Origin of the sequence: Ensifer canadensis (assembly GCF_017488845.2) — a bacterium.
Taxonomy (GTDB): domain Bacteria; phylum Pseudomonadota; class Alphaproteobacteria; order Rhizobiales; family Rhizobiaceae; genus Ensifer; species Ensifer canadensis.
Genome location: NZ_CP083370.1, coordinates 1,585,843 through 1,604,381, shown reverse-complemented (window position 1 = coordinate 1,604,381; position 18,539 = coordinate 1,585,843). Strand labels below are relative to the sequence as shown.

Here is an 18,539-nt window from a genome sequence, read left to right as displayed (position 1 = left end):
GGCTGGCGGCGTTCATGCCAGCATTTGAGGTGCCGGCACAAGGGCCAGTGCCTGTTCGAGGTTGGCCTGCGACATTTGTTCCGAGGCGGCCAAGGGAGAGCGAAGCGTAATGCCGGCGGCGGCAATGCCGCGCCGCAGGCATTCCGACAGATCATGGCCGGCAAGACGGGCGGTGAGGAAGCCTGATGCCAGGGCATCGCCGGCGCCGGTAACATCGGCGAGCTCCGGCAGGGCCGGCGGCGTCGCGACGCAGACGGTTTCGCGATCGAAGGCGACGACCGCTCTGCCGCCTCGGGTAACGACGCCGCCATTGAGCCCGGCGGCGCGCAAAAGCGGCGGCCAACCCTCAGCATCCGCCGCATCCTTGCCGGTGAGCGCCCGCGCCTCGGCCTCGTTCATGAACAGGAAGCTGAGCCTGACCAGGCTCGGCTGGAATCGGATCACCTTTGCCGGCGATACGGCGATACCGGCGACAATGCGCCCATCCGTCGACGCCGCCGCTACGAGGGCGGCGATGGTTTCTTCGGGCAGGTTCGCATCGGTCAGCACCAGCCGGCTGTCGGCGATGGCATCGCGCAATGCGCGCCGCTGCAACTGGCGCGGCGAGAACATCCGGTAGAGATCCATGTCGGCAAGGGCGATCACCAGGTTGCCGTCATTTTCAATGATCGCAGTGTAGCTCGGCGTCTGGCGGTCGAGAAAGGTGAGGGGATTGTCGATGACGCCGGCAGCCGCTGCGGCCGCCGTCACGATGTCGCCAGCAGCGTCACCACCGCGCGTGCTGATCATCCGGACGCTATGACCCAGTCGTGCCAGGTTGCGCGCAGCGTTGAAGCCGCCGCCACCTGCCTCTTCGAACCAGGTGCCGGGGTTGCTCGAACCGGGTGCGGTCGTGCCCGAGATGCGGCCGCGCCGATCGATATGAGCGCCGCCGAAGACGGCGATTTCGCCTTCCTTCATGAATGTTCCTCTGCTGTCTATCGGCCGAATCGGATCGGGAGGGTTCATCGTCTCAGGGTGCGCCTGGCGCTGCCAAAAAAATTACGCAGCAAAGCGTGAACATGAATCGAACACAATCCGAATAATTCCTATTTTTCAATGTCTTGTCCTGCTCTTGCAAAAACGGAACAAAACATGTACAAAAACTCGTGCGGCGGCTTCATTGCCTCGGTAGCTTCAATAACCTAAAGGTGGACCAAATGGCACAAAACTCTTTGCGGCTCGTAGAGGACAAATCGGTGGATAAAAGCAAGGCACTTGAAGCGGCACTTTCCCAGATCGAACGGTCGTTCGGCAAGGGATCGATCATGAAGCTCGGTGGGAAGGACAGCATCATCGAGATCGAGACGGTTTCGACCGGCTCTCTCAGCCTGGACATCGCACTCGGCATTGGTGGCTTGCCGAAGGGCCGCATCGTCGAAATCTATGGTCCGGAAAGCTCGGGCAAGACGACGCTGGCGCTGCAGACCATCGCAGAAGCACAGAAGAAGGGCGGCATCTGCGCCTTCGTCGACGCCGAACACGCACTCGACCCGGTTTATGCGCGCAAGCTGGGCGTCGATCTCGAAAACCTGCTGATCTCGCAGCCCGATACCGGCGAACAGGCGCTCGAAATCACCGATACGCTGGTACGCTCCGGGGCGATCGACGTTCTCGTCATCGACTCCGTCGCAGCGCTCGTGCCGCGCGCCGAAATCGAAGGCGAAATGGGCGACAGCCTGCCGGGCATGCAGGCCCGTCTGATGAGCCAGGCGCTGCGCAAGTTGACCGCCTCGATCTCGAAGTCGAACTGCATGGTGGTCTTCATCAACCAGATCCGCATGAAGATCGGCGTCATGTTCGGTTCGCCGGAAACGACGACGGGCGGCAATGCGCTGAAGTTCTACGCCTCCGTTCGCCTCGACATCCGCCGTATCGGTTCCGTCAAGGAGCGCGAAGAAGTCGTCGGCAACCAGACGCGCGTCAAGGTCGTCAAGAACAAGATGGCGCCTCCCTTCAAGCAGGTCGAATTCGACATCATGTATGGCGAAGGCGTCTCGAAGACCGGCGAACTCGTCGATCTCGGCGTCAAGGCTGGTATCGTCGAGAAGTCCGGTGCCTGGTTCTCCTATAACAGCCAGCGCCTCGGCCAGGGTCGCGAGAACGCCAAGTCGTTCCTCAGGGACAATCCGGACCTGTCGCGCGAGATCGAGACGGCTCTGCGTCAGAACGCCGGCCTGATCGCCGACCGGTTCCTCGAGAATGGTGGTCCGGAACCCGACGACGGCGACGACGCTGCCGAAGCATAAGCAGCGAGCCGAGCTTCAAGCTTTCAAAACCGGTCGCCTTCATCGGCGGCCGGTTTTTTGCTGCCGTCTGGACAGCATGATACGCGAACGATAAAAGCCTGTGGTTCCGGCGACCGAGGGCGTTGGAGGGCGCAGCCGTCAGCGATGGCCGCGGGGTCGAAGGATAACGGCGAGTGGCGCGGCAGATGCCGGGGCCTGGGCCTGAATTGGTGCACAGATAGGACGCAAGATGAGCGGCGTGAATGAAATCCGGTCGACGTTTCTCGACTATTTCCGCAGGAATGGTCATGAGGTGGTGTCGTCGAGCCCGTTGGTACCGCGCAACGACCCGACGCTGATGTTCACCAATGCCGGCATGGTCCAGTTCAAGAACGTCTTCACCGGGCTTGAGCAGCGTCCCTATTCGACGGCCGTGACGGCGCAGAAATGCGTGCGCGCCGGCGGCAAGCACAACGACCTCGACAATGTCGGCTACACCGCGCGCCACCACACCTTCTTCGAGATGCTCGGCAATTTCTCCTTTGGCGATTACTTCAAGGAAAACGCTATCGAGCTTGCCTGGAACCTGATCACCAGGGAATATGGCCTCGACGCCAAGCGCCTGCTGGTCACGGTCTATCACACCGACGACGAAGCCTTTGGCCTTTGGAAAAAGATCGCCGGCCTTTCCGACGACCGCATCATCCGCATCCCGACCAGCGACAATTTCTGGGCCATGGGCGATACCGGCCCTTGCGGTCCTTGCTCGGAAATCTTTTACGACCACGGCGACAAGATCTGGGGCGGGCCTCCTGGTTCTGCCGATGAGGACGGCGACCGCTTCATCGAGATCTGGAACCTCGTCTTCATGCAGTACGAGCAGATCACCAAGGAAGAGCGCGTCAACCTGCCGCGTCCGTCGATCGACACCGGCATGGGCCTCGAGCGCCTGGCAGCCGTGCTGCAGGGCCAGCACGACAACTACGAAATCGATCTCTTCCGCGCATTGATTGCCGCGTCTGAAGAAGCAACCGGCGTCAAGGCCGAAGGCGACCAGCGCGCCAGCCATCGCGTCATTGCCGACCACCTGCGTTCGTCCGCCTTCCTGATCGCCGATGGCGTGCTGCCGTCGAACGAGGGCCGTGGTTATGTGCTGCGCCGTATCATGCGCCGCGCCATGCGCCACGCGCAGCTGCTCGGTGCCCGCGATCCCTTGATGTGGAAGCTGCTGCCGGCGCTCGTCGGCCAGATGGGCCGCGCCTATCCGGAACTGATGCGCGCCGAGGCGCTGATCTCGGAGACGCTGAAGCTCGAGGAAACCCGCTTCCGCAAGACGCTGGAGCGTGGCTTGAACCTCCTGTCCGAAGCCTCGGCCGACCTTTCCGAAGGCGATCAGTTCAATGGCGAAACCGCCTTCAAGCTCTACGATACCTACGGCTTCCCCCTCGACCTGACCCAGGATGCGCTGCGCGCCAAGGGCATCAGCGTCGACACCGACGCCTTTACGACCGCCATGGAGCGGCAGAAGGCCGAAGCCCGCGCCAATTGGGCAGGCTCCGGCGAAGCGGCAACCGAAACCATCTGGTTCGAGCTGCGCGAAAAGCACGGCGCGACCGAGTTCCTCGGTTACGATACGGAAGTTGCCGAAGGCGTCGTCCAGGCGATCTTGCGCGATGGCGCTGTCGCTCAGTCGGCCACCAAGGGTGAAGCCGTCCAGATCGTCCTCAACCAGACGCCGTTCTACGGCGAATCGGGTGGACAGATGGGCGATACGGGGACGATCACCACCGACGGCGGCAAGCTTGTTGTGACCGACACGCAGAAGCGCGGCGAGGGCCTGTTCGTTCATTTCGGCGTCGTTGCCGAAGGCACGATCAAGACCGGCGACGCGGCCCAGCTCGAAGTCGATCATGCCCGCCGTTCGCGCCTTCGCGCCAACCATTCGGCCACCCATCTGCTGCATGAGGCGCTTCGCGAGGTGCTCGGCACCCATGTGGCGCAGAAGGGCTCGCTGGTTGCGCCCGAGCGCCTGCGCTTCGACGTATCGCATCCGAAGCCGATGACGGCCGAGGAGCTGAAGATCGTCGAGGAGATGGCAAACGAGATCATCGTTCAGAATACGCCGGTCACCACGCGCCTGATGAGCGTCGACGATGCGATTGCCGAAGGCGCCATGGCGCTCTTTGGCGAGAAATACGGTGACGAAGTGCGGGTCGTGTCCATGGGGCAGGGCATTCACGGCTCCAAGGCCAACCGTGCCTATTCGGTCGAACTCTGCGGCGGCACCCACGTTTCGGCAACCGGCGACATCGGTCTGGTGCGCGTCGTTTCCGAAAGTGCCGTTGGCGCCGGCGTGCGCCGCGTCGAGGCGCTGACGGGCGAGGCAGCCCGTGCCTATCTCAACGAGCAGGACGAGCGGGTGAAGACGCTTGCCAACACGCTCAAGGTTCAGCCGGGCGACGTGCTCGGCCGCGTCGAGGCACTGCTCGACGAGCGCCGCAAGCTGGAGCGCGAACTGACGGAAGCCAAGAAGAAGCTGGCGCTCGGTGGCGGCGGTCAGGCCGGATCGACCGATGCCGCGCGCGACATCGCCGGCATGCGTTTCCTCGGCAAGGTCGTTTCCGGTGTCGAACCAAAGGATCTGAAGAGCCTGGCCGATGACGGCAAGAAGAGCCTCGGCTCCGGCGTCGTCGCCTTCGTCGGCGTTTCCGGCGATGGCAAGGCAAGCGCAGTCGTGGCTGTCACCGACGATCTGACTTCCAAGGTCAGCGCAGTCGATCTCGTGCGTATCGCCTCGGCCGCCCTTGGCGGCAAGGGCGGCGGCGGCCGCCCTGATATGGCGCAGGCCGGCGGCCCTGACGGCGAGAAGGCAGCCGACGCGATCGAGGCCGTTGCCGTTGCATTGGCCGGCTAAGGACACTGCATAATTCCTCAAATCGGATGCGATTGGGGGATAAAATTATGCAGCAAGTTTAAGGTGTTACAGTGCCATTTGCGCGTCATACTTGATGCGCGGCGCTGTAGGCGCAGAAACGTGAAATTGAAAAGGGCGCCGGTTTCGGGCGTCCTTTTTTGTGATTGCGATTGCCCCCTCTGCATGCTCGCCGCAAAACTCCGCAGGATTTGTCAAAGTCGTCTATGGTCTACCGATCCGTGAGCAAAGCGCGAAGGGCTAGACATGGACGAGCGGGCGACCTGGGCAAGCTACGAAAGACGGCTGCACAGGGTGAGCGACTACATTTACGGCCATCTCAACGAGGAGCTCGATCTCGACCGTCTCGCTGAAATCGCCTGCCTGTCGCCACACCACTGGCACCGAATCTACAGGGCCGTCCACGGCGAGACGTTGGCGGCAACGGTCAAGCGGCTACGGCTGCAGAAGGCCGCCGCCGATCTCGTGCAGTCCGATCTTCCTGTCGAAGCGATCGCGCAGCGCTCTGGCTACCCCAATATTCAATCCTTCAACCGCACCTTCAAGGCCGTCTATGGACTGCCGCCGGCGCGGTATCGGAGGGAGGGCAGCCACAAAACCTTCGAAACCGCTTCATCGGAAGGAATTGCGGATATGTATGAAGTCACCCTCAAGGAGATCGACGGCTTCGATCTCGTCGGCGTCGCCCACTCCGGCTCTTATATGGGCATCGGCAAGGCATTCGAGACGCTCTACGGCACACTGATTTCGCGCAATCTTTATCGTCCGGACATGGAGATGATCGGCATCTATCTGGATGATCCGGAACTGGTGCCGGCGGACAGGCTGCGCTCCTTTGCCTGCGTCACCGCCAAGGAGACCCTGCCTGCCGATGCACCGCTGACACCCCAGACGCTCGAGGGCGGACGCTATGCCGTTCTGCGCCACAAAGGCCCCTATGCGGACATGCCCTTGGCCTATCAATGGCTTTACGGCACGTGGCTGCCGCAATCCGGCCGCGAGGTGCGCGACAGCCTGATGTTCGAGAAGTATCTCAACAATCCGCGCGACGTGCCGCCGACCGAGCTCTTGAGCGAGATCTATCTGCCGCTGAAATGACCCGCTCGACTTCTCTCGTCATCCTCGGGCTTGCCCCGAGGATCCACCTGAGCCGTCGCCAACGCACAGATGTCCTTGGGCTCAAGAGGCTTGGCCTGGATGCTCGGGTCAAGCCCGAGCATGACAGAGGGAATGGGTCGCCAGAGGTTCTTGGAACTGCGGCTATCCAACCAAAAAGAAACCCGGCACAAGGCCGGGTTTCGCATTCGGGTCGATGGCGTGTGCCGATCAGGCAGCCATTGCCTTCTTCAGGTTCTCGTCGATCTTGTCGAGGAAGCCGGTGGTCGAGAGCCACGGCTGGTCGGGGCCGATCAGGAGCGCCAGGTCCTTGGTCATGAAGCCGGCTTCGACGGTATCGACGCAGACCTTTTCCAGTGTTTCGGAGAAGCGGGCGAGTTCGGCATTGCCGTCGAGCTTGGCACGATGGGCAAGGCCACGGGTCCAGGCGAAGATCGAAGCGATCGAGTTGGTCGAGGTCTCTTCGCCCTTCTCGTGCTGGCGGTAGTGACGGGTCACGGTGCCGTGGGCCGCTTCTGCTTCGACCGTCTTGCCGTCCGGCGTCATCAGAACCGAGGTCATCAGGCCGAGCGAGCCGAAGCCCTGAGCCACGATGTCGGACTGGACGTCGCCGTCGTAGTTCTTGCACGCCCAGACGTAGCCGCCGGACCACTTCAGCGCCGAAGCGACCATGTCGTCGATCAGGCGGTGTTCGTACCAGATCTTCAGTTCCTTGAACTTCTCGGCGAATTCTTCCTCGAAGACCTTCTGGAAGATGTCCTTGAAGCGGCCGTCATAGACCTTGAGGATGGTGTTCTTGGTCGAGAGGTAGACCGGAACCTTACGCTGGATGCCGTAGTTGAACGAAGCGCGGGCGAATTCGGTGATCGAATCGTCGAGGTTGTACATGCCCATGGCAACACCGGCCGACGGTGCGTCGAAGACGTCGTATTCGATTTCCTTGCCGTCTTCGCCGACGAACTTCATCGTCAGCTTGCCCTTGCCGGGGAACTTGAAGTCGGTGGCGCGGTACTGGTCGCCGAAGGCGTGACGGCCGACGATGATCGGCTTGGTCCAGCCCGGAACCAGACGAGGCACGTTCTTGCAGATGATCGGCTCGCGGAAGATGACTCCGCCGAGGATGTTGCGGATGGTGCCGTTCGGCGACTTCCACATCTTCTTGAGCTTGAATTCTTCGACGCGGGTTTCGTCCGGGGTGATCGTGGCGCACTTGACGCCGACGCCGTGCTTCTTGATGGCGTTGGCTGCATCGATCGTCACCTGGTCGTCGGTGGCGTCGCGGTTTTCCATGCCGAGGTCATAATACTCAAGATCGACGTCGAGGTAGGGATGGATCAGCTTGTCCTTGATGAACTGCCAGATGATGCGGGTCATCTCATCGCCGTCGAGTTCGACGACCGGATTGGCGACCTTGATCTTTGCCATGAATATGCCTCGTAGCTTAGCGGGACAACGGGAGCGATGTCCCTTCCTCTTTAGAAAAATCCAGAGCCCTATAGCATTGTGAAACGGCAAGGCAAAGCATGCTTGGCTGAAACTTTGGGTGGAGACTCGATCGACCGGCGGGCAGGGGCCGAGGATGGGTTTTGGACTGGTTTAAGCCGGCCTGCGCCTTGAAAAGATCGGAGGCAGCGTTAATCAAGAAGAAGCGGTGACGCGTCGATGGTCACCGTAGCAGGCAAAAGGCATCCGATGGAAATTCGCTCCCGCGTGCGCGACTGGCTTCTCGCCAATGATCCTGCCTTTTCCCGGCTGCGCCAGGCGACGCGCATCACCGCGACGATCGTTTCGTCGGTTTGCCTGCTGATGGCCTTCCACTATCTCGTGGCGCCATTGCCGCCGGCAGCCTACGGCCTTGCCGTTTCGCTCTCGATCGAAGGCGGCCTTGCCGTCCGCGACCGCACGCACGGCGAACAGCTCGTGACCCGTATAATCGCCGTCATCGTTGGCGTCTCGATGGTCGCGCTGGCCTCGGTGCTGGAGAGCCACCGCTACGTCTCCGATGTCGTTTTCCTGTCGATCATCTTCCTGGCGGTCTATTGTCGCTCCTTCGGGCCGAGATGGTTTGCCGTCGGCATGTTCGCCTTCATGTCCTATTTCATCGGAGCTTATCTGCGTCCGACGATTGACCAGTTGCCCGCACTGGTCTTCGGTGCAGCGGTTTCGGCCATGGTCGCCCACCTGGTCCGCACCGTGCTTCTGCCCGACCACCGCTATCGCGACCTCATGCGCGCTGCGGCCAGCGTCCAGCAGCGCGTCGACCAGATGCTGGAGGAGCTGGTCGATGTCGCACGCAAACCGACCCTGATCGAGACGGATCGCACCCGGCTGCACCGGAGGGAAGAGCGCCTCAAGGAGGCGGTGCTGATGGCGGAAAGTTTCATTCCGACCGAGAACCGACGCCCGGAACCCGAGCCCGGCCTTGCCTCGTCGGATGTGGTGATCAACCTTTTCGACCTGCATCTGGCGGCAGAAAGCGTCATCGTGCTGAGCCTTCAGGCCATGCCTCCGGTCGCATTGGTCGAAGCGATGCTTACGCGCAACTCCGCCGAGATCGAAGCGGAGACGGCGCGCATCGACCGCACGAACGAGCGGCTTGTCGAGACCGTCAAGGCGCTCTCGTGGCTGCGCAATGTTCGCCAGCGCCTCGCCCATAGCCTGGAAAAACTCGACGCGCATGATCTCGAGGATCCGGTGGAGCGAGCCGTTGCCCCGGCGTCCACGCGTCCAAAGCTGACAGTGTCTAATCCGGCGCTCAAAACGGCCATCCAGATCACGCTCGCCGCCGGCATCGCCATGGTGTTCGGGCTGATGCTGTCGCGCGACCGATGGTTCTGGGCGGTGCTGGCTGCCTTTCTCGTTTTTACCAACACCCGCTCGCGCGGCGATACGGCGGTCAAGGCGCTACAGCGCTCGGCCGGTACGCTATTTGGCATCGTGGTCGGCATCGTCGCCGGCACGCTGGTTGCCGGAAACATCTATTTGGTGCTGCCGCTGAGTGCGCTCTGCATCTTTCTCGCGTTCTATTTCCTCGCAGTTTCCTATGCGTCGATGACCTTCTTCGTCTCTATCGTGCTGTCGCTGCTCTACAGCCTGATGGGCGTGCTGACCCCACAGCTGCTGCAGCTGCGGCTGGAGGAAACCCTGATCGGCTCCATCGCCGGTACTGTGGTTGCCTTCGTGGTTTTCCCGACCCGTACGCGAACATCGCTTGATCTCGCGATCAAGGCCTGGTGTGGCGAACTGACAGGACTGCTGCAAGCGGCGAAGGAGGGCGCCTCCGGCATGGCGCTGATTGCGCGGTCGCAGTCCGTCGACCGCGCCTACCGCGAGCTTGCCGCGGCGGCCAAGCCCCTTGGCGTTTCCTGGCAGCTTGTCACGCGCCCCGGCCACGTCAGGCAGACGCTGGCGATCTTCATGGGGTGCACCTATTGGGCGCGCGTGTTTGCCCGTCGCGTTGCCGACGAGGCCGACGCCGTCGGCTCCACGTTCCACACCGACATCGACGAAAATCTGACATTGGTTCGCTCGATCGCGGAGAAAGGGGCCGGCTATTTCTACGACGGCGGCCGCGTCGCCGGGCCAGTCAGCCGACATCTGCCGATATCGAAGGACGATGCGGAACTGGGGCTGGAGATGATCGGCATCTCCCTCAGCCGTCTGCATCCGGCAACACCGTGATGCCCGCAGTCCTCAGCATGTCGGCCGGACTTTAATTTTCCGGTCTTTTGTGCGAGGGAAGCGCCGAACAGAAGGCGAAGGCGAAAGACATGGCAGGCACCAACAGCGAACGAGAACTCCTGACCGAAGGACCGGCGATCATTCTCGCCTATCCGCAGCTCGGCGAGAATATCGGCATGGTTGCCCGCGCCATGGCCAATTTCGGCCTGTCTGAACTGCGCCTCGTCAACCCGCGCGATGGCTGGCCGAACGAAAAGGCGCAGTCTGCCGCCAGCCGCGCCGACCACGTCATCGAAGGCGCCAAGCTCTACGACACGCTGGAAGAGGCGATCGCCGACCTCAACTTCGTCTATGCGACAACGGCGCGCGACCGTTACGGCTACAAGCCGGTTCGCTCGCCGATAGTGGCGGCGCGCACGCTGAGACAGCGCTTCGTAGCCGGCGAGGCGACCGGCATCATCTTCGGCCGCGAGCGCACCGGATTGACGAACGAGGAAGTGGCGCTTGCCGACGAGATTGTGACGTTCCCCGTCAATCCGGCTTTCGCTTCGCTCAATCTCGCCCAGGCGGTGCTGCTAATGTCCTACGAGTGGCTGAAGACGGGCATGGAAAGCGAAGACCAGACGTCGTTCCAGGCACTGGAGCAGCGTCCGGCGAAGAAAGACGATCTGCAGGGCCTGTTCGATCACCTCGAGGATGCGCTGGAAGCGCGCAACTATTTCCGCTCCGCCGACAAAAAGCCGAAATTGGTCGAAAATCTGCGCACAGTTCTGACCAGACCAGCCTTTACCGAAACGGAAATCCGGGTGCTGCGCGGCGTGATTTCGTCGCTCGATCGGTTTTCGCGTGAACATCCCCGAGGTTCCGGCGCTCCCGTTGATCACAGCAGGGCCGAGCACAACAAGAAAGTATCAGACAGCGGTGACAGCGACTGAACTGAAACCCATTCTCGTCTTCGACAGCGGCATCGGCGGGCTCACGGTGCTGCGCGAGGCGAGGGTGCTGATGCCGGAGCGGCATTTCATCTATATCGCCGACGATGCCGGCTTCCCCTATGGCGGCTGGGAGGAAGAGGCCTTGCGCGCCCATGTCATCGCGCTCTTTGGCCGGCTGCTGGCCGAGCACGATCCCGAAATCTGCGTGATTGCCTGCAACACCGCATTCACCCTCGTCGGTGCCGATCTGCGCGCCGCCTTTCCGCAGATGACCTTCGTTGGCACCGTGCCGGCGATCAAGCCGGCGGCCGAGCGCACGCGCTCGGGGCTGGTTTCCGTGCTTGCGACACCAGGCACGGTCAAGCGCGCCTATACGCGCGACCTCATCCAGTCCTTCGCCAGCCAATGCCATGTCCGCCTGGTCGGATCGGAGAACCTCGCCAAGATGGCCGAGGCCTATATTCGCGGCGAAAAGCTCGATGATGCGGAGGTATTGGCCGAGATCACCCCGTGCTTCATCGAGATGGATGGCCGCAAGACCGATATCGTCGTTCTCGCCTGCACGCATTATCCCTTTCTGGCCAATCTGTTCCGCAAGCTGGCGCCCTGGCCGGTCGACTGGTTGGATCCAGCCGAGGCCATCGCCCGGCGGGCCCGCTCGCTCGTGCCGCTGCCCGACGGCTTTGAGCCGTTGAACGGCGAGGACCCGGCGATCTTCACTTCGGGAAATCCCGATTTTTCCACACGCCGGCTGATGCAGGGCTTCGGCCTGACCGTCATGTCGAACGTCACTACCCCCGAACAGACGGCCGCCAGCGAAACGATCGGCTAGAAGAAGATCGCCAGCAGGACGCCAATCGACGCGGCGAGCGCAATCGCAATCAGGAAGTTCGCGCGGCCTGATTGCGCGGATTCCTTTTTCGAGACGATGCGTTGACCATCCTCGTAGTTCATCTGGAAGTGGTTTTCGGTCTCGTTCTGATCCATTCGTGGCCCGGAAATCCCGGTCGCTCAAAGACGTATGGGCCGGGGCAGGCGCTTGTTAAAGATGTATCAATAGGTTTATTCAACGTTTCCGCGCAAACGACCGGGTGAACTGGCCGATCTTTCCATGGTCCACAACGCGGTATTCCCTGTGGGTTTTCTGCAGCGGTTGCATGACCGCCGGCAAAACCGTGCTAGGTGTCGCTCGTTTGGCGAACTCAGCATGGTCGCGAATCAATCCAAAATGAAGAGGTGGAAATGAAGGTCGGCATCGACATGGGAGCGACGTCCGAAGGGACCTCGGCCTCGCTCGATATCGAAGAGCTTCTGGCCACCCGTCTTCTGGTGCAGGGCAATTCCGGTTCGGGAAAATCGCACCTTCTAAGAAGGTTGCTGGAGCAGTCTGCGCCATGGGTGCAGCAATGCATCATCGACCCCGAGGGCGATTTCGTCACACTTGCCGACAAGTTCGGCCATGTGGTCGTCGAGGGTGAGCGCACGGACGCTGAGCTGATCGGCATTGCCACGCGCATTCGTCAGCACCGAGTTTCCTGCGTGCTTTCGCTCGAAGGTCTCGACATCGAACAGCAGATGCGCAGCGCCGGCGTCTTCTTGAACGCCATGTTCGATGCGGATCGGGAATACTGGTATCCCGTACTCGTGGTGGTCGACGAAGCGCAGATGTTTGCGCCGTCGGTCGCTGGTGACGTCACCGAAGAAGTCCGCAAGATCTCGCTCGGCGCGATGACCAACCTCATGTGCCGTGGCCGAAAGCGTGGACTTGCCGGCGTCATCGCCACGCAGCGCCTGGCAAAACTTGCCAAGAACGTGGCGGCGGAGGCGTCCAACTTCCTGATGGGCCGCACATTCCTTGATATCGACATGCTGCGCGCTGCCGACCTGCTCGGCATGGATCGCCGCACGGCCGAAATGTTCCGCGATCTGAAGCGCGGCTCCTTCGTCGCCCTTGGCCCGGCGCTGTCGCGCCGGCCGCTGAAGGTGACGATCGGTGCCGTCGAGACTTCAGCACGCTCGACGAGCCCGAAGCTGATGCCGCTGCCGGAAGCGCCGCAGGACGTGGAAGACCTGATCTTCACGCCTGACGCCGACGAACTGACGCGGCCGATCATGCGCCGTGCCGTACCGCCGCCGCGCCCGGCAACCGATATTCTGGCGGAGCTTTCCCGGCCGCGCCCCGAACCGGTCGCCCCGGTGGAAACCAGGCCAGCCCAGCCGGAAATGTCGGCGGAGGAGCGCGGTGCGCTGCTGGACGGTCTGTTTACCGAGATTCTCGCCAATCCCGATGCCGCGTTCCGGCCGGATGCCGAACTGTTCCAGGATTTCCTCGTGCGCTGCCGGATTCGCCGCGTGCCGGGAGCAGCCCTGTCCTTGAGCGCATTTCGGCGCAAGATGGCAATTGCCCGCTCCGGCGTCGACACTGAGACTGCGGCGACAGAGGCCTGGGCGTCGGCGCTCCGGCTTGCCGATCGCGTCACCGAGGACCTGCAGGGCGTGTTCCTGATGATGACGCAGGCGGCCGTGCGCGGCCTTGCCTGTCCGTCGGACGCGATGATCGCGCGCGCCTACGGCACCCATTCCGCACGACGCGCCAGACGCCTGCTCGGCTATTTCGAGGAGAATGGGCTCGTTGTCGTCCATGCCGATTTCACCGGCAAGCGTATAGTCGCCTTTCCGGACCTCGGCCACGAAACGGCGCCGGGCGACGCCAACGGGCCGGATGCAATGGATCCGTCCGCCGCTGCAGCTGAATAGGCACGTCCTCCGCCCGAGGCTTCAATTCCAAGTATTTGAAGACGAGACGGTACCGATGCACAACGCCACCCGTCGCTTGCGGGGCGTCAAACCCACTCCTGAATCACGCGGTCGGACGCGTGGATGCAGGTCATCTCAAGCCGGGTGTTGCCGCTGTTGACGAAACGGTGCGGCGTGCTGGGATCGACGATGATGATGTCGCCGGCCTTGCCGATGAGCGTCTGCTCACCGACCGTGAACTCCGCCTCGCCCGAATGAATGAGCCAGGTCTCCGGATAGGGGTGAACGTGAAGCGCCGGCCCTTGGCCAGGCTCCGCATCCATCAGGAAAAGCGAAACCGGCGTGCCGTACTGCCCCCTTCAAAGAGGATCGTCCGGTTGGGGCTCTGTTTCTGCTCTGCACGGGGAATGACATGAAACATGCTGGCCTCCATCGGGGTTGGTTTACCGGTTCGAATGAATTATCTTGACGAGAAGATATTATGTAAAAATATCTTCTCGTCAAGATATATTGCCAAACAGCGCGGAGTTGATAATGCAGCATGAGCAAGAGGAGAGGGACCACGTCGACCGGTTGCGCGCGCAATGGGATCGCGAATTGCCGGATCTCGATACGGAGCCAATGACCATCCTCGGGCGGGCCTATCGGCTTTCTAATCTCGTGCGTCCGTCGATCGAGGAAACCTTTGCCTCCTTCGGTCTCGACCGCGGCGAATTCGACGTGATCTCAACACTCCGGCGCTCCGGCCCACCGTATCGCCTCACGCCGACCGACCTTTATACATTGCTGATGATTTCGTCAGGCGGACTGACACATCGACTCGATCGATTACAAAAGGCGGGGCTGATCCTGCGCGAGCGCTCGGTATCGGATGGACGCAGCAGCGTGGTTGGGTTGACGGAGAAGGGCATAGCGCTTGCCGAAGCCGCGTTTCGGGCTGACATGGCGAGCGAGGCGCGCTATATCGCAGGTCTGAAGCCGGAGGAACGCGCAGCACTGGCAGCGCTATTGAAAACGCTGCTTGTTTCCTTGGAAAACCAACAGGCTGGCGACCCTGCCTGAAATGGTGCCGAATACGGTGATTTCGTTTGACAATGGCGGCTGGAAGCCCTAAAGCCGCCCCAACGCCGGGCAGAAATGTCCGGTGTTTCATTTGACATGTCCCGTGGTTTCTCCGGCAGCGTGATCGTGAGAATCCTGTCAGAACTCTCAAAATGGGTTCAGAGGAGGGCGTGTTTCCTTGATCCGGTTTGGCAACAGACCGGTGTAACCGACTGAAAGGAAATGCGATGAGCAAGCGCGAATCGTCCAAGTACAAAATTGACCGCCGTATGGGCGAAAACATCTGGGGCCGTCCGAAGTCGCCGGTTAACCGCCGCGAATACGGCCCGGGCCAGCACGGCCAGCGTCGCAAGTCCAAGCTTTCGGACTTCGGTGTGCAGCTGCGCGCCAAGCAGAAGCTCAAGGGCTACTACGGCGACATCCGCGAAAAGCAGTTCCGTGCGATCTTCGCCGAAGCTGACCGCCGCAAGGGCGACACCCCGGAGAACCTGATCGGCCTGCTCGAATCGCGTCTCGACGCGATCGTCTACCGCGCAAAGTTCGTTCCGACCGTTTTCGCCGCACGTCAGTTCGTCAACCATGGCCACGTCAAGGTTAACGGCGTTCGCGTCAACATCGGTTCCTACCGTTGCAAGCCGGGCGACGTCATCGAAGTCAAGGAAAAGTCCAAGCAGCTCGTTACGGTTCTCGAAGCCGTTCAGCTCGCTGAGCGCGACGTTCCGGATTACATCGAAGTCGACCACAACAAGATGGTTGCAACCTTCGTCCGCGTTCCGGTTCTCTCCGACGTGCCTTACGCCGTCGTCATGGAACCGCACCTCGTCGTCGAATTCTATTCGCGTTAATCCGAGGCTCTGGCCTTGTGAACGATCGAAACCGCCCGGAAACGGGCGGTTTTTTTGTCTCTTCAGATACGTGGCTGTTTGATCTGCCGCGCGTCTTGTTCCGCGACGGGGACTTGGTCGCCTCGGCGGGACAATGGCTCGCGCGACGAAGGGGAAATCGCATGCCGGAGCAGAAGACGCCGCAGGACCTGCAGGCGATCATCGAGGACATTTACCGCGAGCTGACGCCACGGCTCGGCGAGGGCAAGGTCGCCGACTACATCCCACAGCTTGCGCGCGTTTCTCCGAAACACTTCGGAATGGCAATCGTCACCACCGACGGGCAGGTGCACCGGGTCGGCGACGCCGAGGTGCCGTTCTCCATCCAGAGCGTCTCCAAGGTATTCACCCTGACGCTGGCGCTCGGCAAGCACGGTGAGACCATCTGGCACCGCGTCGGCCGCGAACCTTCAGGCTCGGCCTTCAACTCGATCGTCCAGCTCGAGCAGGAAGGCGGCAAGCCGCGCAACCCGTTCATCAATGCCGGCGCGATCACCATCAGCGACCTGATCCTTGCCGGCCACACGCCGCGCGAACTGATCGGCGAGATCGTCCAGTTCGTTCGTTATCTCGCAGATGACGATGCCATCGTCATAGACCACGAGGTCGCGCGCTCCGAGACGGCGACCGGCTTCCGTAATTTCGCGCTTGCCAACTTCATGCGCTCCTTCGGCCGGCTCGATCACCCGGTCGAGCATGTGCTCGGCGTCTATTTCCACCATTGCGCTCTGGCAATGACCTGCAGCCAGCTCGCCAAGGCGGGCCTGTTTCTGGCAGCCGGCGGCACCAACCCGCTGACCGGCCATTCCGTCGTATCGCGCCAGCGGGCCCGACGTATCAACGCGCTGATGCTGACCTGCGGCCACTATGACGGCTCGGGCGATTTCGCCTATCGCGTCGGTCTGCCCGGCAAGAGCGGTGTTGGCGGCGGCATTCTCGCGGTCGCACCCGGCAAGGCCTCCGTCGCCGTCTGGTCGCCGGGCCTGAACGAGAACGGCAATTCGCTGTTGGGATCGCTGGCGCTGGAGATGTTGGCCGCCCGCACCGGTTGGTCGGTGTTTGGCTCCTGATTTCGGACGAAGGGCCGTTTTCCCTTGATCTTGCGGATGGAACGGGGCAAGTGCTGGCCGTGACGTGCCGTGCGCTCTCCTTCCCGAGCCGGCCATTCCAGGATCGTTGCCATGGATCATTCGCCAGCCCTTTCGCCTGACGCAATCGACAATGCCGTTGAAGACGGCGATATCGAGACGGGTCTTCATCCGATCTTCGAACGCATGCCGTCGTCGGTCTCCTTCAACAAGCTGCGCAAGCGGCTCTTGCGGCAGACGCGCCAGGCGCTCGACGATTTCGGCATGCTGAAGGGCGCCAAGCGCTGGCTGGTCGGGATTTCAGGCGGCAAGGACAGCTATAGCCTGCTGGCACTGCTGATGGACCTGCAATGGCGCGGGCTGCTGCCCGTCGAGCTTGTCGCCTGCAACCTCGATCAGGGGCAGCCGAATTTTCCGAAGCATATCCTGCCGGAATACCTGGCCTCGATCGGCGTTAAGCACCGTATCGAGTATCGCGACACCTATTCGATCGTGAAGGAAAAGGTGCCGACAGGCGCCACCTATTGCTCGCTCTGTTCGCGGCTGCGCCGCGGCAATCTTTACCGGATCGCGCGCGAAGAGGGCTGCGATGCGCTGGTGCTCGGCCATCACCGCGAGGATATTCTGGAGACGTTCTTCATGAATTTCTTCCACGGCGGCAGGCTCGCCTCGATGCCGGCGAAGCTTCTGAACGACGAAGGCGACCTGATGCTGCTGCGGCCGCTGGCCTATGCGGCAGAGGACGACTTGGCGAAATTTGCCACTGCCATGGAATTTCCGATCATTCCCTGCGACCTCTGCGGCTCGCAGGACGGCCTTGAGCGCAATGCCATGAAGGCAATGCTTGCCGACCTCGAACGACGCATGCCGGGCCGCAAGGACACGATGCTGCGGGCGCTCGGCCATGTGAACCCCTCGCATCTGCTCGACCCCAAGCTTTTCGACTTCCAGTCCCTCTCACCGGAGCCCAAAGAATGAGCCATTCCGTCGACATCGCCGCCCTTGCCAATCTGCTGCAGGAGGCTGCGGTCAAAGAAATCCTGCCGCGGTTTCGTAATCTCGGCGCGGGCGATGTCCGGATGAAGTCGGAAGCGATCGATCTCGTCACCGAGGGCGACGAGGCAGCCGAGCGCCTGATCAAGGCACGCATGGATGAGATTGCGCCAGGCGCCGTGTTCATCGGCGAAGAATCCGTTGCTGCCGATCCGGCGCTGCTCGACAAGCTGGCAGACGCCGATCTCGCCGTCGTCGTCGATCCGATCGACGGCACCTTTAACTTCGCAGCCGGCCTGCCGCTGTTCGGCGTCATGGCGAGCGTCGTGTCCAAGGGCGAGACCGTTGCCGGCATCATCTACGACCCGCTTGGCAACGACTGGGTAATCGCCGAGAAGGGCTCCGGCGCCTGGATGTGCCGTCCTGACGGCTCGCAGGAGCGCATGTCGGTGACTGCAGGCGTTCCGCTTGAAAGCATGGTCGGCGGCGCCTCGACGGGCTTCTACAGCCAAGAGGCGCGGCGCGAAGTCATGGCCAACTTGGCCAAGGTCCGTATTGCGACCAGCTACCGGTGCGCCGCGCACGAGTATCGCATCCTTGCCGGCGGCTACATCCACTTCTTGATGTACCAGAAGCTGATGCCCTGGGATCATCTGGCCGGCACACTGATCGCGCAGGAGGCGGGTGCCTATGCCGCACGCTTCGACGGCGCGCCCTATCTGCCTGCCCACCTCAATGGCGGCCTGCTGCTGACGACCGACAAGGACAGCTGGGAAACGCTGCGTCGCGAAGTCTTCACCATCTAAACACCGACATCGTCGAAA

15 protein-coding genes and 1 pseudogene are annotated in these 18,539 nt (G+C 61.9%); 12 read left to right on the top strand and 4 right to left on the bottom strand.

Features of this window, described 5'->3' with window-relative positions:
- Positions 1-12: 12 nt before the first annotated feature.
- Entirely contained in the window at positions 13-960 is a 948-nt protein-coding gene (locus tag J3R84_RS07880) for a carbohydrate kinase family protein (RefSeq protein WP_057208681.1), read from the bottom strand.
- A gap of 239 nt (positions 961-1,199) precedes the next feature.
- Between J3R84_RS07880 and recA the strand changes: the two genes are divergently transcribed.
- The 3 genes from recA (at position 1,200) to J3R84_RS07865 (ending at position 6,297) form a co-directional block, all read left to right on the top strand.
- Positions 1,200-2,288: a recombinase RecA gene (gene recA / locus J3R84_RS07875; protein WP_025427176.1), complete on the top strand. Its 1,089-nt coding sequence runs from the start codon at positions 1,200-1,202 to the stop codon at positions 2,286-2,288.
- Between the two features lie 229 nt (positions 2,289-2,517).
- Positions 2,518-5,181 carry an alanine--tRNA ligase gene (gene alaS, locus J3R84_RS07870; RefSeq protein WP_084814278.1) on the top strand — a complete coding sequence of 888 codons (2,664 nt, stop codon included), beginning with the start codon at positions 2,518-2,520 and terminating at the stop codon, positions 5,179-5,181.
- Positions 5,182-5,445: 264 nt separating this feature from the next.
- A complete protein-coding gene (locus tag J3R84_RS07865) occupies positions 5,446-6,297 on the top strand; it encodes an AraC family transcriptional regulator (protein ID WP_025427174.1) in 852 nt (283 codons plus the stop codon).
- A gap of 228 nt (positions 6,298-6,525) precedes the next feature.
- Here the strand turns inward: J3R84_RS07865 and J3R84_RS07860 are convergent, their stop codons facing one another.
- Positions 6,526-7,740 carry an NADP-dependent isocitrate dehydrogenase gene (locus J3R84_RS07860; RefSeq protein ID WP_203528604.1) on the bottom strand — a complete coding sequence of 405 codons (1,215 nt, stop codon included), beginning with the start codon at positions 7,738-7,740 and terminating at the stop codon, positions 6,526-6,528.
- Positions 7,741-8,007: 267 nt separating this feature from the next.
- Between J3R84_RS07860 and J3R84_RS07855 the strand changes: the two genes are divergently transcribed.
- The 3 genes from J3R84_RS07855 (at position 8,008) to murI (ending at position 11,763) form a co-directional block, all read left to right on the top strand.
- Positions 8,008-9,996: an FUSC family protein gene (locus J3R84_RS07855; RefSeq protein ID WP_057208679.1), complete on the top strand. Its 1,989-nt coding sequence runs from the start codon at positions 8,008-8,010 to the stop codon at positions 9,994-9,996.
- An 89-nt stretch (positions 9,997-10,085) separates the two neighbouring features.
- Entirely contained in the window at positions 10,086-10,931 is an 846-nt protein-coding gene (locus J3R84_RS07850) for an RNA methyltransferase (protein WP_025427171.1), read from the top strand.
- Positions 10,918-11,763 carry a glutamate racemase gene (gene murI, locus J3R84_RS07845; protein WP_025427170.1) on the top strand — a complete coding sequence of 282 codons (846 nt, stop codon included), beginning with the start codon at positions 10,918-10,920 and terminating at the stop codon, positions 11,761-11,763. Before J3R84_RS07850 ends, murI begins: the two co-directional genes overlap by 14 nt.
- Here the strand turns inward: murI and J3R84_RS07840 are convergent.
- On the bottom strand, positions 11,760-11,918 hold the full coding sequence (locus tag J3R84_RS07840) for a hypothetical protein (protein WP_156407977.1): 159 nt from the start codon (positions 11,916-11,918) through the stop codon (positions 11,760-11,762). The two genes, murI and J3R84_RS07840, sit on opposite strands and share 4 nt — an antisense overlap.
- 255 nt (positions 11,919-12,173) lie before the next feature.
- Between J3R84_RS07840 and J3R84_RS07835 the strand changes: the two genes are divergently transcribed.
- Positions 12,174-13,688: a helicase HerA domain-containing protein gene (locus J3R84_RS07835; RefSeq protein WP_203528606.1), complete on the top strand. Its 1,515-nt coding sequence runs from the start codon at positions 12,174-12,176 to the stop codon at positions 13,686-13,688.
- Between the two features lie 86 nt (positions 13,689-13,774).
- On the opposite strand, the pseudogene J3R84_RS07830 reads toward J3R84_RS07835, so the two are convergent.
- Positions 13,775-14,109: pseudogene (locus J3R84_RS07830) on the bottom strand (cupin domain-containing protein).
- Positions 14,110-14,222: 113 nt separating this feature from the next.
- Between J3R84_RS07830 and J3R84_RS07825 the strand changes: the two are divergent.
- From J3R84_RS07825 to J3R84_RS07805, 5 genes are all read left to right on the top strand, one after another.
- A complete protein-coding gene (locus tag J3R84_RS07825) occupies positions 14,223-14,750 on the top strand; it encodes a MarR family winged helix-turn-helix transcriptional regulator (protein ID WP_025427167.1) in 528 nt (175 codons plus the stop codon).
- Positions 14,751-14,977: 227 nt separating this feature from the next.
- Positions 14,978-15,595 carry a 30S ribosomal protein S4 gene (gene rpsD / locus J3R84_RS07820; protein WP_025427166.1) on the top strand — a complete coding sequence of 206 codons (618 nt, stop codon included), beginning with the start codon at positions 14,978-14,980 and terminating at the stop codon, positions 15,593-15,595.
- 161 nt (positions 15,596-15,756) lie between these two features.
- Positions 15,757-16,704 carry a glutaminase gene (locus J3R84_RS07815; protein WP_025427165.1) on the top strand — a complete coding sequence of 316 codons (948 nt, stop codon included), beginning with the start codon at positions 15,757-15,759 and terminating at the stop codon, positions 16,702-16,704.
- Between the two features lie 111 nt (positions 16,705-16,815).
- Positions 16,816-17,700: a tRNA 2-thiocytidine(32) synthetase TtcA gene (gene ttcA / locus J3R84_RS07810; RefSeq protein WP_025427164.1), complete on the top strand. Its 885-nt coding sequence runs from the start codon at positions 16,816-16,818 to the stop codon at positions 17,698-17,700.
- Positions 17,697-18,521 carry an inositol monophosphatase family protein gene (locus J3R84_RS07805; RefSeq protein WP_025427163.1) on the top strand — a complete coding sequence of 275 codons (825 nt, stop codon included), beginning with the start codon at positions 17,697-17,699 and terminating at the stop codon, positions 18,519-18,521. The genes ttcA and J3R84_RS07805 overlap by 4 nt, the downstream gene beginning before the upstream one ends.
- Positions 18,522-18,539: the final 18 nt, after the last annotated feature.